This is a genomic window from Micromonospora sp. WMMD1082, assembly GCF_029626175.1.
GTDB lineage: Bacteria > Actinomycetota > Actinomycetes > Mycobacteriales > Micromonosporaceae > Micromonospora.
In genome coordinates this window covers 4,420,366-4,433,425 of the sequence record NZ_JARUBM010000002.1, presented here as the reverse complement: position 1 = coordinate 4,433,425, position 13,060 = coordinate 4,420,366, and the positions used below count along the sequence as shown (strand labels likewise).

The 13,060-nt window shown below is 72.5% G+C and carries 10 protein-coding genes; 3 read left to right on the top strand and 7 right to left on the bottom strand.

Translation table 11 applies throughout. The features are described from left to right. Nucleotides 1-10 precede the first annotated feature (10 nt). The 6 genes from O7615_RS20570 to O7615_RS20545 form a co-directional block, all read right to left on the bottom strand. The gene (locus tag O7615_RS20570) at nucleotides 11-943 is read right to left on the bottom strand and encodes an ABC transporter ATP-binding protein (RefSeq protein WP_278179389.1); all 933 of its coding nucleotides are present in this window, start codon (nucleotides 941-943) and stop codon (nucleotides 11-13) included. A gap of 66 nt (nucleotides 944-1,009) precedes the next feature. Next, the gene (locus O7615_RS20565) at nucleotides 1,010-1,546 is read right to left on the bottom strand and encodes a hypothetical protein (protein WP_278182164.1); all 537 of its coding nucleotides are present in this window, start codon (nucleotides 1,544-1,546) and stop codon (nucleotides 1,010-1,012) included. Nucleotides 1,547-1,548: 2 nt separating this feature from the next. Next, nucleotides 1,549-3,414 (bottom strand): DNA primase, encoded by a 1,866-nt coding sequence (gene dnaG, locus O7615_RS20560; protein ID WP_278179388.1) that lies wholly within the window; start codon nucleotides 3,412-3,414, stop codon nucleotides 1,549-1,551. Nucleotides 3,415-3,518: 104 nt separating this feature from the next. Next, nucleotides 3,519-4,364: a siderophore-interacting protein gene (locus O7615_RS20555; RefSeq protein WP_278179387.1), complete on the bottom strand. Its 846-nt coding sequence runs from the start codon at nucleotides 4,362-4,364 to the stop codon at nucleotides 3,519-3,521. Nucleotides 4,365-4,428: 64 nt separating this feature from the next. Beyond that, nucleotides 4,429-5,670, bottom strand: a complete 1,242-nt coding sequence (locus tag O7615_RS20550; protein ID WP_278179385.1) for a deoxyguanosinetriphosphate triphosphohydrolase — start codon at nucleotides 5,668-5,670, stop codon at nucleotides 4,429-4,431. Continuing rightward, a complete protein-coding gene (locus O7615_RS20545; RefSeq protein WP_278179384.1) occupies nucleotides 5,667-6,020 on the bottom strand; it encodes a VOC family protein in 354 nt (117 codons plus the stop codon). Before O7615_RS20545 ends, O7615_RS20550 begins: the two co-directional genes overlap by 4 nt. 295 nt (nucleotides 6,021-6,315) lie before the next feature. Between O7615_RS20545 and O7615_RS20540 the strand changes: the two genes are divergently transcribed. Further along, nucleotides 6,316-6,819: a roadblock/LC7 domain-containing protein gene (locus O7615_RS20540; protein WP_278179383.1), complete on the top strand. Its 504-nt coding sequence runs from the start codon at nucleotides 6,316-6,318 to the stop codon at nucleotides 6,817-6,819. 74 nt (nucleotides 6,820-6,893) lie between these two features. On the opposite strand, the gene ppdK is transcribed toward O7615_RS20540, so the two are convergent. Further along, a complete protein-coding gene (gene ppdK, locus O7615_RS20535; protein WP_278179382.1) occupies nucleotides 6,894-9,656 on the bottom strand; it encodes a pyruvate, phosphate dikinase in 2,763 nt (920 codons plus the stop codon). A 375-nt stretch (nucleotides 9,657-10,031) separates the two neighbouring features. Between ppdK and O7615_RS20530 the strand changes: the two genes are divergently transcribed. Beyond that, nucleotides 10,032-11,696, top strand: a complete 1,665-nt coding sequence (locus O7615_RS20530) for a beta-N-acetylhexosaminidase (protein WP_278182163.1) — start codon at nucleotides 10,032-10,034, stop codon at nucleotides 11,694-11,696. Nucleotides 11,697-12,208: 512 nt separating this feature from the next. Further along, nucleotides 12,209-12,871, top strand: coding sequence for a C39 family peptidase (locus O7615_RS20525; RefSeq protein WP_278179381.1), 663 nt, complete (start codon nucleotides 12,209-12,211; stop codon nucleotides 12,869-12,871). Nucleotides 12,872-13,060: the final 189 nt, after the last annotated feature.

Sequence of the window (13,060 nt, the reverse complement as noted above, 5' to 3'; positions counted from 1 at the left end):
CCCGGTGGCATCAGTCGACGAGGGTGCGGCCGGTGAGGTGCAGGAAGACGTCCTCCAGGCTGCTGCGCCGGACCAGCACGTTGACCGGGTGCAGGCCGAGCGCGGCGACCTCGCCGACCGCCGCGTCACCGTCGGGCACGTAGAGCAGGATCCGGTCGGGCAGCACCTCGACCCGCTCCCCCAGGCCGTCCAGCTTGCCGGCGAACGTCTCCTGCGAGTCGGCGGCGAACCGCAGCTCGACCACCTCGCGGGTGGAGTGCCGCTCGATGAGCGCACGCGGTGACCCCTCGGCGACGATCCGCCCGCCGTCCATCACCACCAGCCGGTCGCAGAGCTGCTCGGCCTCGTCCATGTAGTGCGTGGTGAGCACCAGCGTGACGCCCTGCTGCTTGAGCCGGAACAACCGCTCCCACACCAGGTGCCGGGCCTGCGGGTCGAGGCCGGTGGTCGGCTCGTCGAGCAGCACGATGTCCGGCTCGTTGACCAGCGCGCGAGCGATGGTGAGCCGGCGCTTCATGCCACCGGAGAGCGGCTCGACCTTGCTCTCCGCCCGCTCGCGGAGCTGCACGAAGTCGAGCAACTCGGCGGCGCGCGCCCGCGCCACCCGGCGGGGGATGCCGAAGTAGCGCGCGTACGTCGTCAGGTTTTCCCGGACGGTCAGCTCCGGGTCGAGGTTGTCGAGCTGGGGGCAGACGCCGAGACGGGCCCGGATGGCCGGCCCGTCCCGCAGCGGGTCGAGGCCGAGGATGCGCAGCTCTCCGTCGCTGGGTGGCGAGATGCAGCCGACCATCCGCATGGTCGACGACTTGCCGGCGCCGTTGGGCCCGAGGAAGCCGAACGCCTCACCGGCGCGGACCTCCACGTCGATGCCGTCCACGGCGGTGAAGTCGCCGAACCGCTTCACCAGCCCCCGTGCCTGGATGAGTGGTTGAGCCATGGTCACCCCATCGACCCTAGACACCCGGTCCGACACTTCCCACCGAGTTACTCACTGGCGGCGGGTCGCGCGTCAAACGTCCGCGGGCGCCATCGCCGCGCGGGCCGCGGCGACCAGCCGGTCGGTCTCGGCCACCACCGCCGCGTCGTCGGTCGCGGTGCCCGGGTCGTAACGGACCATCCAGGTCAGGCCGTCCACGCCGGCCACCCGGCGACCGACGATCCGGCCGGACCCGCCGGGCAGCGCGTGCTCCTGGGTGTACGCCACGGAGCGGGTGACCCGGGTGCGTACCTGGTGCGGCAGTTCACCGGGATCGAGCAGCAGGTACCGCTCGGCCGGGCGGTCGGCGACCACCAGGTAGCCGTCGCGCTCGGCGACCCGCTCGCCCGGGGTGACGGTCAACTCCCGCCCCGACCAGACGGCCTTGACGATGTCGTGCCAGCCGATCCGGTGGCCCCGACCGGGCAGCCAGAGCCCGAGGTGGGTGGCGACGACCACCCCGTCGCCCTCGCCGTTGCCGGCGGCGGCCCAGGCCAGCACCCGTTCGTCGCGCTCCAGCGGCGGCCGGTCGGCCGGTGGCAGCTTCGGCCGGCGGCGGAACAGTCCCATCGTCACAGCCCTCCCGCCGCCTGTTCGCGCAGTGCGCGGGCGTGCTGCTCCAGCGAGAGCAGCTCACCGAAGGTGGCGAAGTACTCGTCCTTGTTGTTGACCGGGTTGATCCGCTGGATGCGCGACTTCAACTCCCGGATCCGTCCGGTGACCGACCCCCACTGCAACCGGGCCATGGTGATCGAGACGTAGCGGGGGTCGGGCTCGCCGTCGATCCGCAGCGGTTCGACGGCCAGCTCACCCACGAGCGCCTGGGCGGCGAGATCCGCGCAGGCGTCCCGGACCGACTCGATCCACACCGCGCCGCCGGCCGCCGTGGCGGCCCCGCCGGCCGCCGCGATCGCCGCGCGGACGGCGACGTGCACGGGGTGCCGGTAGTCGGCCGCCTCGACCGCGTCGAACATCGGGCCGGCCAGCACCGGCTCCTGAAGGGCCAGCTTCAGCGCCTCCCGCTCGACCATCGACTGTGGGCTGTCCACCGCCGGCTCGCTGCGGGCGGGACGCGCGGCCGGCCCGTCCGCCGGTCGCCCCGAGGCGGCGGCCAGCACCGCCCGCTGCACCGGCTCGATCTCCATGCCGAGGTCACCGGCGAGCTTGCGGACGTACTCCGGGCGTTTCTCCCGGTCCTTGAGCTTGGCCACCAGCGGCGCGGCGCGGCGCATCGCCTCGACACGGCCGTCGACGGTGTCCAGGTCGTGCCGGCTGATGACGTGGCGCAGCGCGAAGTCGACCAGCGGCTCGCGGCGGGCGACCAGGTCGCGGACCGCCAGGTCGCCCTTTGCCAGACGCAGCTCGCACGGGTCCATGTTGTCGGGGCTGACCGCGATGAAGGTACGCCCGACGAAGCGCTGGTCGTCGTCGAAGGCGCGCAGCGCGGCCTTCTGCCCGGCGGCGTCCCCGTCGAAGGTGAAGATGATCTCGCCGGCGACCGCGTCGGTGTCGAGCAGCAGCCGGCGCAGGACGCCGATGTGGTCGGCGCCGAACGCGGTGCCGCAGGTCGCCACGGCGGTCGTCACGCCGGCCAGGTGGCAGGCCATCACGTCGGTGTAGCCCTCCACCACCACCACCCGGCCCTGCTTGGCGATCTCCCGTTTGGCCTGGTCGATGCCGTAGAGCACGTGGGACTTCTTGTAGATCGGGGTCTCGGGGGTGTTGAGGTACTTCGGGCCGTCATCGTCGTCGAAGAGCCGCCGGGCGCCGAAGCCGATCACGTCCCCGGTGAGGTCGCGGATCGGCCAGAGCAGCCGGCGCCGGAACCGGTCGATCAGGCTGCCCGAGCGGGCCGGGCGGGACAGCCCGGCGGTGACCAGCTCGTCGTGGCTGAAGCCGCGCTGGCGCAGGTGCTTGGTGAGCAGATCCCAGCCGTCCGGGGCGAAGCCGCAGCCGTATCGCTGCGCGGCCGCCCGGTCGAAGCCGCGCTCGGCCAGGAACTCCCGGGCGGTACGCGCGCCGGCCGTGGTCAGCTGGGCGGTGTAGAACTCCACCGCGGCGGCGTGCGCGGCGACGAGCCGTTGCTTCTGCCCCTGCTGCGGGCGGTTGCCGCGCGGGGCGGACCGGTCGTCCTCGACGTAGCGCAGTTGCAGGCCGACGCGGGCGGCGAGCCGTTCCACCGACTCGACGAAGCTGAGGTGCTCGGCGTCCATCAGGAACTTGATGGCGTCGCCGCCTTCGCCGCAGCCGAAGCAGTACCAGACGTTGCGGGCGGGCGAGACGTTGAACGACGGGCTCTTCTCGTCGTGGAAGGGGCAGAGCCCCTTGAGGTTGCCGCCGCCGGCCGACTTGAGCGTCACCGTGTCGGAGATGACCTCGGCGATGGACGTACGCTCGCGGACCAGCGCGATGTCCTCGTCCCGGATCCGCCCTGCCATGCCGCCACCCCCTCGCCCTACATCCTGCCCTGCCACCCCGACACGCACGGCAGCGGGCCGGGGCGGCGGGCCGGTCGGTCAGCGGGGGCCCGCCAACCTCATGATCAACGGAGTAGGGCGGGTGCGGGGGTGCGCTCCTCGGCTTCGATCTGGAGGTTCCAGGTGGGTTTGGTGTCGCGCCAGGCCTCGTCGGTCAGGCCCTGGCGCCAGTAGCCGGAGATGGAGAGCTGCTCGCGCGACACGCCGCGCTCCATCCGGAGCAGGCGGCGCAGCTGGCGGACGAAGGCCGCCTCGCCGTGCACGAAGGCGTGCACCGCGCCGGGCGGGAAGTCGAGCCCGCGGACGGCGGCCACCAGCGCCTCGCCCACCGGCCGGGTGCCCCGGTGCAGCCAGGTCAGGCGCACCGCGCCGGGGCTGGGCAGCGGCTGCTCGTCGGCCGGGCCGTCGACCTCGACGAAGACGTGCGCGGGCGCGCCGACCGGCAGCCGGGCCAGGGACGCGGCGATCGCCGGCAACGCGCTCTCGTCGCCGGCCAGCAGGTGCCAGTCGGCCTCCGGACTCGGCGCGTACGCCCCACCGGGGCCGATGAACAGCACCTCGTCACCGGGTCGCAGCGCGGCGGCCCACGGACCGGCCAGCCCCTCGTCACCGTGGTACACCACGTCGACGGTCAGCTCACCGGCCGTCGCGTCCCAGGCGCGCACCGTGTAGGCGCGCAGCCGGGGCCAGTGCTCGCGCGGCAGGTCGCGGCGGATCGCGGCGAGGTCGAGCGGGCGCGGGTAGTCCACCCCGGCGACCGGAAAGACGATCTTTATGTAGTGGTCGGTGAACTCGCCGACCGGCAGGTCGACCAGCTCCTCCCCGCCGAGCACCAGCCGCACCACGTGCGCGGTGGGTCGCCCGGTGCGCAGCACCCGGGCGGAGGTGACCTTCTTCGGACGCTCCGTCATTGGGTTAGGCTAACCTAACTTCCCGGTGGACCGCTCGGCCGCCCCATGAACACCGGGCCTGGTGTCAGCTTCTGGTCAGGCGATCGTGCCAGGTCAACGCGGCCGGGTCGGTCAGCGAGGCGACCTGGTCGACGACCACCCGCAGCCGGGCGGCGTCGTCCGGCGCGGCCCGCCACAGCGGGGCGAAGACCGGGTCGAGCGCCTCCGGTGCCCGCCGCGCCAGCGCGGCCACCAGGTCGGTGAGGATCTCCCGCTGGTGCTCGTAGCGCTCCCGCGCGCCCTGCCGGCGCATCACGTACCGCAGGGCGATGCCCTTGAGCAGCGCGCACCGGGCGCGCACCTGCCGGGGTACGACGAGGTCGGCCGCGTACCTGCGGTGCGGTCCGGGGCCGTACCGGGCGGTGGTGGCGGCGACCGCGGTCGACACGAAACGGCCGGTCAGCACGCTGGTGGTGGCCTTGAGCGCGGCCTGGGCGCGATGGCTGCCGTCGTAGCCGGCCAGCGGGGCGAGCACCGGATCGGCGAGCAGGTCGACCAGCGCCTCGCCGAGATCGCCGGGCGACTCGGTCGAGTAGACGGCGGCCACGTCGACGCAGAGCGCCGCCCGCTCGTCGGCGTCGGCGAGCAGCGGCTCCAGGGTGAGGTATCCGCCGTGGATGCCGTCCTCGACGTCGTGCACCGAGTACGCCACGTCGTCGGCCCAGTCCATCACCTGCGCCTCCAGGCAGCGCCGCTCGCCGGGCGGGGCGCCCTCCCGCAGCCAGGCGAAGGCGGGCAGGTCGTCGGCGTACACCCCGAACTTGCGCCGGCCCGGCACGCGGGTCCACGGGTACTTGCCGACCGCGTCGAGCGAGGCACGGGTGAGGTTCAGCCCGACGGACCCGCCGTCGGCGGCGTACACCTTGGCCTCGAGGCGGGTGAGCACGCGCAGCGTCTGCGCGTTGCCCTCGAACCCGCCGCAGGCGGCGGCGAGTTCGTCCAGCGCGGCCTCGCCGTTGTGCCCGAACGGCGGGTGCCCGAGGTCGTGGGCCAGCCCGGCGGTGTCCACCACGTCCGGGTCGCAGCCCAGCCGGGCGCCCATCTCCCGGCCGATCTGCGCCACCTCCAGGGAGTGGGTCAACCGGGTACGCAGGAAGTCGTCCGTGCCCGCCGTGTGCACCTGGGTCTTCGCGGCGAGCCGGCGGAACGCCGCCGAGTGCAGCACCCGCGCCCGGTCCCGCTCGTACGGCGACCGGCCGTGGCCCGGATCCTTGGCCGGCTCGTCCACCCGGCGGGCGGCGTCCGACTCAGGGGGTGCAGCGCTCAATCGCCACGCTGCCGCAGCACGCAGAACTCGTTACCCTCCGGATCCGCCAGCACCGTCCAGTCGTCGCCGTCCTGACCCACGTCGACGTGCCGGGCGCCCATGTCGACCAGCCGTTCCACCTCGGCCTCCCGGTCGGCCGGGCGCAGGTCGAGGTGCAGCCGGTTCTTGCCCTCCTTGGCGCCGGCGACCGGCACGAAGACGATCCCGGGCAACTGGTCCGCGCTCTGCCGGATCTCCACCTCGTCCGGCCGCTCGTCGACCACCTGGTAGCCGAGCGCCTCCGCCCACCAGCGGGCCAACCGGCCCGGGTCCCGGGCGTCGACGGTCAGGCTCTCCCACACGCTGGTCATGCCGGCACCGCCGCGCCGACACCGGCCAGACTCTCCCTCGACAGCTCGGTACGCGATCTCATCCGGCCACCCCTTCGCGACGACGGTCACCGCACTAGATCAGGTTACGCCCGGCTGCCGTGCCCGGCGCGCCCGCGACGTGGGCGCGGTGGGCTCACATCCCCCGATCAGACGAGAGTTGTCGACCGATCGCCGGCCGCCACGGGATCGCATACATCGACATCCACAGGTAGCGTCGCCATCGCGGAACGTCACCTGTTGAGGCGGAGACACGACCGGCGGGAGAAACACGCTCGTGAACGCGGAAACGATGATGGGCACCGAGTTGCGCGGGCTGCGCCGACGCCGCCCCGAGGTCGCCGGCACGGTCATCGCCGGCACGGACGGCCTGCTGATCACCAGCGACCTGCCGGCGACGGACGCCACCCACCTGGCGGCACTGGCGGCGGCCAGCTTCGGCCTCGGCCACCGGATGGCGGCCACCGTCCGGCAGGGAGCGTTCCACGAATCCGTGGTGCACACCGCGGCCGGCTGCGTGGTCACCTACCCGGCCGGCCGGGACGCGCTGCTGACCCTGGTCGCCGACCCGGGGGCGGATCTGGCGGCGCTGCGGGAGGAGGCGCGAGGGGTGGTCCACCGCACCGGCCCGGCGCTCGCCGCCTGCCGCCGGCCGACGCTGACGCCGCATCACCAGCCGGACCCACACGCCCCGCTGGCGGTGCGCACCCCGATGTCCACCCTGCCGAACCAGCGCCCGCGCCGGGATCCGTCGATCACCTGGCGCCGGCCGCCGATCTGAGCTCCACCCCGAACCGACCGTGTCGAGGCGGGCCTCCCGGACGGTGTGCGGGCACCGGCCGGGAGGCCCGGCCCTCAGCGGCTGTCCGAGCCGGTCGTGATCACGGCGGCCCGGCCGGCCTCCAACCGTGCCACCGGCACCCGGAAGGGCGAGCAGGAGACGTAGTCCAGCCCGACCGAGTGGAAGAAGTGCACCGAGTCCGGGTCGCCGCCGTGCTCGCCGCAGACGCCGAGCTTCAGTCCCGGCCGGGCGGCCCGCCCCTCCTCGGCGGCGATGCGCACCAGCCGGCCGATCCCGTCGGCGTCGATCGACTCGAAGGGTGAGATGCCGAAGATGCCCAGCTCCAGGTAGCGCCAGAAGAAGGCGCCCTCCACGTCGTCGCGGGAGAAGCCCCAGCCCATCTGGGTCAGGTCGTTGGTGCCGAAGGAGAAGAACTCCGCGGCCTCGGCGATCTGACCGGCGGTCAGCGCCGCCCGGGGCACCTCGATCATCGTGCCGATCAGCACCTCGACGTCGCTGCCGCCGGCCACGTCGGCGATGATCCTCTCGGCCTCGGCGCGTACCGTCTCCAGCTCCTGGACCGCGCCGACGAGCGGGACCATGATCTCCGGGCAGGACCGGACGCCCTGCCGCGCGCACTCCACGGCGGCCTCGGTGATCGCCCGGACCTGCATCGCGAAGAGGCCGGGGATGACCAGGCCGAGGCGCACCCCGCGCAGCCCGAGCATCGGGTTCTCCTCGTGCATCCGGCGTACGGCGGCGAGCAGCGCCTCCTCCTTGGCGACGTCCTCGCCGCGCTCCTGGGCGACCGCCACGTCGACCGCGAGCTGTTCCAGCGGCGGCAGGAACTCGTGCAGCGGCGGATCGATCAGCCGGACGGTGACCGGCAGGCCGTCCATCTCCCGGAAGATCTCCACGAAGTCCGCCCGCTGCAACGGCAGCAGCGCGGCGAGCGCGCTCTCCCGCTCGTCCGGCTCGCGGGCCAGGATCAGCCGTTCGACCAGCTCGCGCCGGTCGCCGAGGAACATGTGCTCGGTGCGGCAGAGCCCGATGCCACCGGCGCCGAAGCGCCGGGCCCGCGCCGCGTCGGCGGCCGTGTCGGCGTTGGTGCGTACCGCCAGCGTCCGGACCGTGTCGGCGTGCGACATGATCCGGTGTACGGCCCGGACCAGCGCGTCGTCCGTGGCCGACGGGTCGAGTTCGCCCTCGAAGTACCGCACCACCTCCGACGGCGTGGCCGGCACCTCGCCCAGGTACACCTTGCCGGTGGTGCCGTCGATGGAGACCACGTCGCCCTCGGTCACCGTCTTCCCGGCCACGGTGAACCGCCGCTTCGGCACGTCGATGTCCAGCTTGTCGGCGCCCGAGACACAGGTCTTGCCCATCCCCCGGGCCACCACCGCGGCGTGGCTGGTCTTGCCGCCACGCGAGGTCAGGATGCCCCGGGCGGCGATCATGCCGCTCAGGTCGTCGGGGTTGGTCTCCCGGCGGACCAGGATGACGGCCTCCCCCTCGCCGGCCAGCTCGACCGCGCGGGCCGAGGTGAAGACCACCTTGCCGACCGCCGCGCCGGGCGAGGCGCCGATGCCGGTGGCCACCGGCGGAAACCCGTGGTCGAGCTGGAAGCGCGGGAACATCAGCTGGGCCAGCTGCGCGCCGTTGACCCGGTGCAGCGCCTCGTCGAGGTCGATCAGGCCCTCGTCGATCAGCTGGCCGGCGATGACGAACGCGGCGGCGGCGGTGCGCTTGCCGACCCGGGTCTGCAACATCCACAGCTTGCCGCGTTCGATGGTGAACTCGATGTCGCAGAGGTCCCGGTAGTGCCGCTCCAGCCGGGCCATGTAGTCGAGCAGCTCGTCGTAGGAGTGCTTGTCGATCCGCTCCAGCTCCTGCAACGGCACGGTGTTGCGGATGCCGGCGACCACGTCCTCGCCCTGGGCGTTGGCCAGGTAGTCGCCGTAGATGCCCTGCGCGCCGCTGGCCGGGTCGCGGGTGAAGGCGACGCCGGTGCCGGAGTCCGGACCGAGGTTGCCGAAGACCATCGCCACCACGTTGACGGCGGTACCGAGGTCGGCCGGGATGCGCTCCTGCCGGCGGTAGACCACCGCCCGCTCGGCGTTCCACGACGCGAACACCGCCCGCACGGCCAGGTCGAGCTGCTCGCGCGGCTCCTGCGGAAACTCCCGCCCGGTGTGCTTACTGAAGATTTTCTTGTACGCGTCGACCAGCCCACGCAGGTCGTCCGCGTCCAGGTCGAGGTCGTCGGTGGTGCCCCTGGCCCGCTTGGCCTCGTCGAGCGCCTGCTCGAACTCCTCGCCCGGCACCTCGCAGACCGTCTTGCCGAACATCTGGATCAGGCGCCGGTAGGAGTCCCAGGCGAATCTGTCCGCCCCGCCGGAGGCGGCCTGGTCGGTAGAGCCGCCGGAGGCCGCCTGATCGGTCGAGCCGCCGGCCTGGCGGGCCAGTCCTTCGACGCTGCGATCGTTGAGGCCGACGTTGAGGACGGTCTCCATCATGCCGGGCATCGAGAACTTCGCCCCGGAGCGTACGGAGACCAGCAGCGGGTCGTCCGGGTCACCGAGGCGGCGGCCCATCTCCCGCTCCAGGGCCGCCAGGTGGGCGGCGATCTGGTCGGCCAGCCCGGCGGGTTCCACGCCGGTGTCGAGGTACGCCTTGCACGCCTCGGTGGTGATGGTGAAGCCGGGCGGTACCGGCAGGCCGAGATTGGTCATCTCGGCCAGGTTGGCTCCCTTGCCGCCGAGGAGGTCCTTGAGATCCTTGTTGCCCTCGGCGAAGTCGTAGACGTACTTGTGCTCGACCGTCTCTTGCGCTGCCACCAGAGCCTCCCACGCGCCCGGATTGACACTTAACGAAGGTTCAGTTTTCTGATACCCCGGAACCGGCCATCGATAATCCGGGGGAGCTGTGCGATCGGTGGGCGAAGGCTAAGCGAACAACGAGCGGCCCGGGAGCATTCGGTGACAATAGGCACAGCAATAACGACTGTGCGCGTTCACGGCCGTTTCTGGGAACGTTTCCATGCGCACGATCACGCAATCGCCGATCTGCCCGTATGCTTGACGACACGCGGTGTGACCACACCTCGCACCATTGCCACAACCGCCGCGAATACACCCCCGGGAGCCGCTGTCGTGTCCACCTCCCCCGCCACCGCACCGGAGCCACTCGACCCACCCGATGCCGAGGTCGGTGTGCGGGCTGACGCCGGTGAACTCGCCCCGGCGTCCGGGGCGGCGGTGGGGCGTACCGCCGGGGAGTTGGCGCGGGCCGCGGAGCGGGAGGCGGCGGCGCTGCTCGCCCCGGCGGCGCCGGTCCGGCTCGGCGACGTGGTGCCCGCGCCCGAGCGGGTCACCCCGGACCCGGGCGCCGACCACCTGCTCACCGCCGACGCAGTGATCCGGGTCAGCGCCGACCCGGCCGCCCTGGCGGTCGGCGAGCAACTGGCCGCGCTGCTGCGCCCGGCCACCGGATACCCGCTGCCGGTGACCGACACCGCCACGCCCGCGCCGGCCGGCGGCATCGCCCTCGACCTGACCGGCGATGCCGACCTCGGCGCGGAGGGCTACCGGCTCGACATCGCCGCCGATGGGGTACGCATCACCGCCGGCACCGCCGCCGGCCTCTTCCACGGGGTGCAGACGCTGCGACAGCTGCTACCGGCGGCCGTCGAGAGCGCGACGCCGGTCGCCGCACGCTGGGTGCTGCCCGGCGGGTCGATCGTCGACCGCCCCCGCTACCCACATCGGGGCGTGATGCTCGACGTCGCCCGGCACTTCTTCGGCGTCGCCGACGTGCTGCGGGTGATCGACCACCTCGCCCGGTACAAGCTCAACCGGCTGCACCTGCACCTCACCGACGACCAGGGTTGGCGGATCGCCATCGACTCCTGGCCCCAGCTGGCCACCATCGGTGGGGCCGGCGAGGTCGGCGGGGGCCCCGGCGGGCACTACACCCAGGCCGACTACCGCCGCATCGTGGCGTACGCCGCCGCCCGGCACATCACCGTGATCCCCGAGATCGACCTGCCCGGCCACACCAACGCGGCGCTGACCGCGTACGCCGAGCTGACGCCGGACGGGGTCGCACCGCCGCCGTACACCGGCACCGAGGTCGGGTTCAGCTACGTCGACCCGACCAGCGAGCGCACGTACGACTTCGTCGCCGACGTGCTCGGCGAACTCGCCGCGCTCACTCCCGGGCAGTGGTTGCACATCGGCGGCGACGAGGTGTTCAAGCTGCCCGCCGACGTGTACGCCCGCTTTGTCGAGCGGGTGCAGCGGATCGTCGCCGGGCTGGGCAAGACGGTCATCGGCTGGCACCAGATCGCCCCGGCCGCGCACGCCCAGGGGCGGGTCCTCCAGTGGTGGGGCACCACCGCCGACGACCCGGTCACCGCCGACGCGGTACGCCGGGGCGCCACGCTGATCCTCTCCCCCGGAAACCACACCTACCTCGACATGAAGTACACCCCAGACACCCCGATCGGGCACGACTGGGCCGGGCTGATCGACGTACGCCGGGCGTACGACTGGGACCCGGCCCAGCACGTCGCCGGCGTACCGGCCGAAACGGTGCTCGGCATCGAGGCACCGCTCTGGACCGAGTCGGTCACGACACTCGCCGAGATCGAGTTCATGCTCCTCCCCCGGCTGCCCGCCGTCGCCGAGTTGGGCTGGTCACCACCCTCGACGCACGACTGGGACGGCTTCCGCCAGCGGCTGGCCGGGCACGGGGCCCGGTGGACGGCCGCCGGAATCACCTTCCACCACGCCCCCGAGGTGCCCTGGCCGGCAGCACCGACCATCCCCACCCCCAGGCTTCAGGAACAGAACACCACCCGATCCACCCAGGTGTGACCGATCCATACCGTTTGGCACACGATGTCCGGATCGGTGCCGGGCCTATCGTGGGCTGAATGTCTGTTCTATCCCGCTTCGGGTGGGTCGGGCGGTGGCCCGGGTCACCCGCCAGGCGGAATCACGCCCCCGGCCCGGTCGTTATACATGGCGTAACCACGACGCCCCCCGGGCGCCGCACCCCGAGGCCGGGCCGGAATGACCCCGCCCCACCCCGCGTTACATCCCTCGGACGTCGCGAGCAGATCCCCCGCAGATCCCCGACGTACCATCGCCCGTTCCCCCGCAGCGCCCCTAGGGCGCCGCACCGGACATCGCCCCTTCCCCGCAGCACCCCTGGGGCGCGCACCGGATCGGGAATGACCCCCAACGCCCCGGCGTTACACCCCTCCCGGACGTCGCGAGCAGCCCACCGGGCCCCGACGATCCCGAACAAACTCCCTCACGCACGGCCCAGCACATCCCCCAACACTCGGGCCGCGCACACCCCCGAACGAGAGGCGTGACTCATCATGCGTACCACCATCCTGCGCAAGACCGCCCTGACCATCGCCGCTACCGCCGCCACCGCCGGCGGCATCGCCGGACCCGCCATCACCGCCCACGCCGCACCCAGCACACCGACCAGCACCACCGTGGCCAAGGCCGACCGCAAACCCAGCAGCGAACGCGAACTCAACGTCCGCTACGAAGCCCAGCCCAACTTCTACTACTGCGGCCCCGCCGCCGCCCGCAACGCCCTCAGCGTCCAAGGCAAGAACATCGACGTCGACGCCATGGCCAAAACCATGGGCACCACCGAAGCCGGCACCAACTCCATCAACGACATCACCCCCGTACTGAACAAGGAGACCGGCAAGAACGTCTACACCTCCACCGCAATCTCCGCCCCCACCGCCGACGACAAGCAGACCGACAAGCTCCGCAACGACATCGTCCGCACCGTCGACGACGGCCGCGCCGTGGTCGCCAACATCGCCGGCACCGCCACCGACACCGACGGCACCCCCCACAGCTTCGAAGGCGGCCACTACATCAGCATCGTCGGCTACCGCGACGGCGGCCACACCGTCACCATCGCCGACTCCGCCGACCCCACCCAAGCCTCCTACCGCATGAACATCGACACCCTCGCCGACTGGATCGCCACCCGCGGCTACAGCGCCACCAGCTAACAACCAAACACCACCAAGGGCCGACCCCCACACCCCGGGAGTCGGCCCTTCACCCATCCACCGAACGGCACGGCACCCCACCACACCGCACCGCACGGCACGGCGCGGGGCCAGGCAGCAACATCAGGGATACTGCTGCGTCAACCCACACCCCACACACGAGGCAGCAACAACCCTGATATTGCTGCC

Bases quoted from the DNA above. Each gene is read 5' to 3' on its own strand.
- O7615_RS20525 (WP_278179381.1), top strand. From the start codon at position 12,209: ATGCGTACCACCATCCTGCGCAAGACCGCCCTGACCATCGCCGCTACC.
- O7615_RS20555 (WP_278179387.1), bottom strand. From the start codon at position 4,364: ATGACGGAGCGTCCGAAGAAGGTCACCTCCGCCCGGGTGCTGCGCACC.
- O7615_RS20545 (WP_278179384.1), bottom strand. From the start codon at position 6,020: ATGACCAGCGTGTGGGAGAGCCTGACCGTCGACGCCCGGGACCCGGGC.
- dnaG (WP_278179388.1), bottom strand. From the start codon at position 3,414: ATGGCAGGGCGGATCCGGGACGAGGACATCGCGCTGGTCCGCGAGCGT.
- O7615_RS20565 (WP_278182164.1), bottom strand. From the start codon at position 1,546: ATGGGACTGTTCCGCCGCCGGCCGAAGCTGCCACCGGCCGACCGGCCG.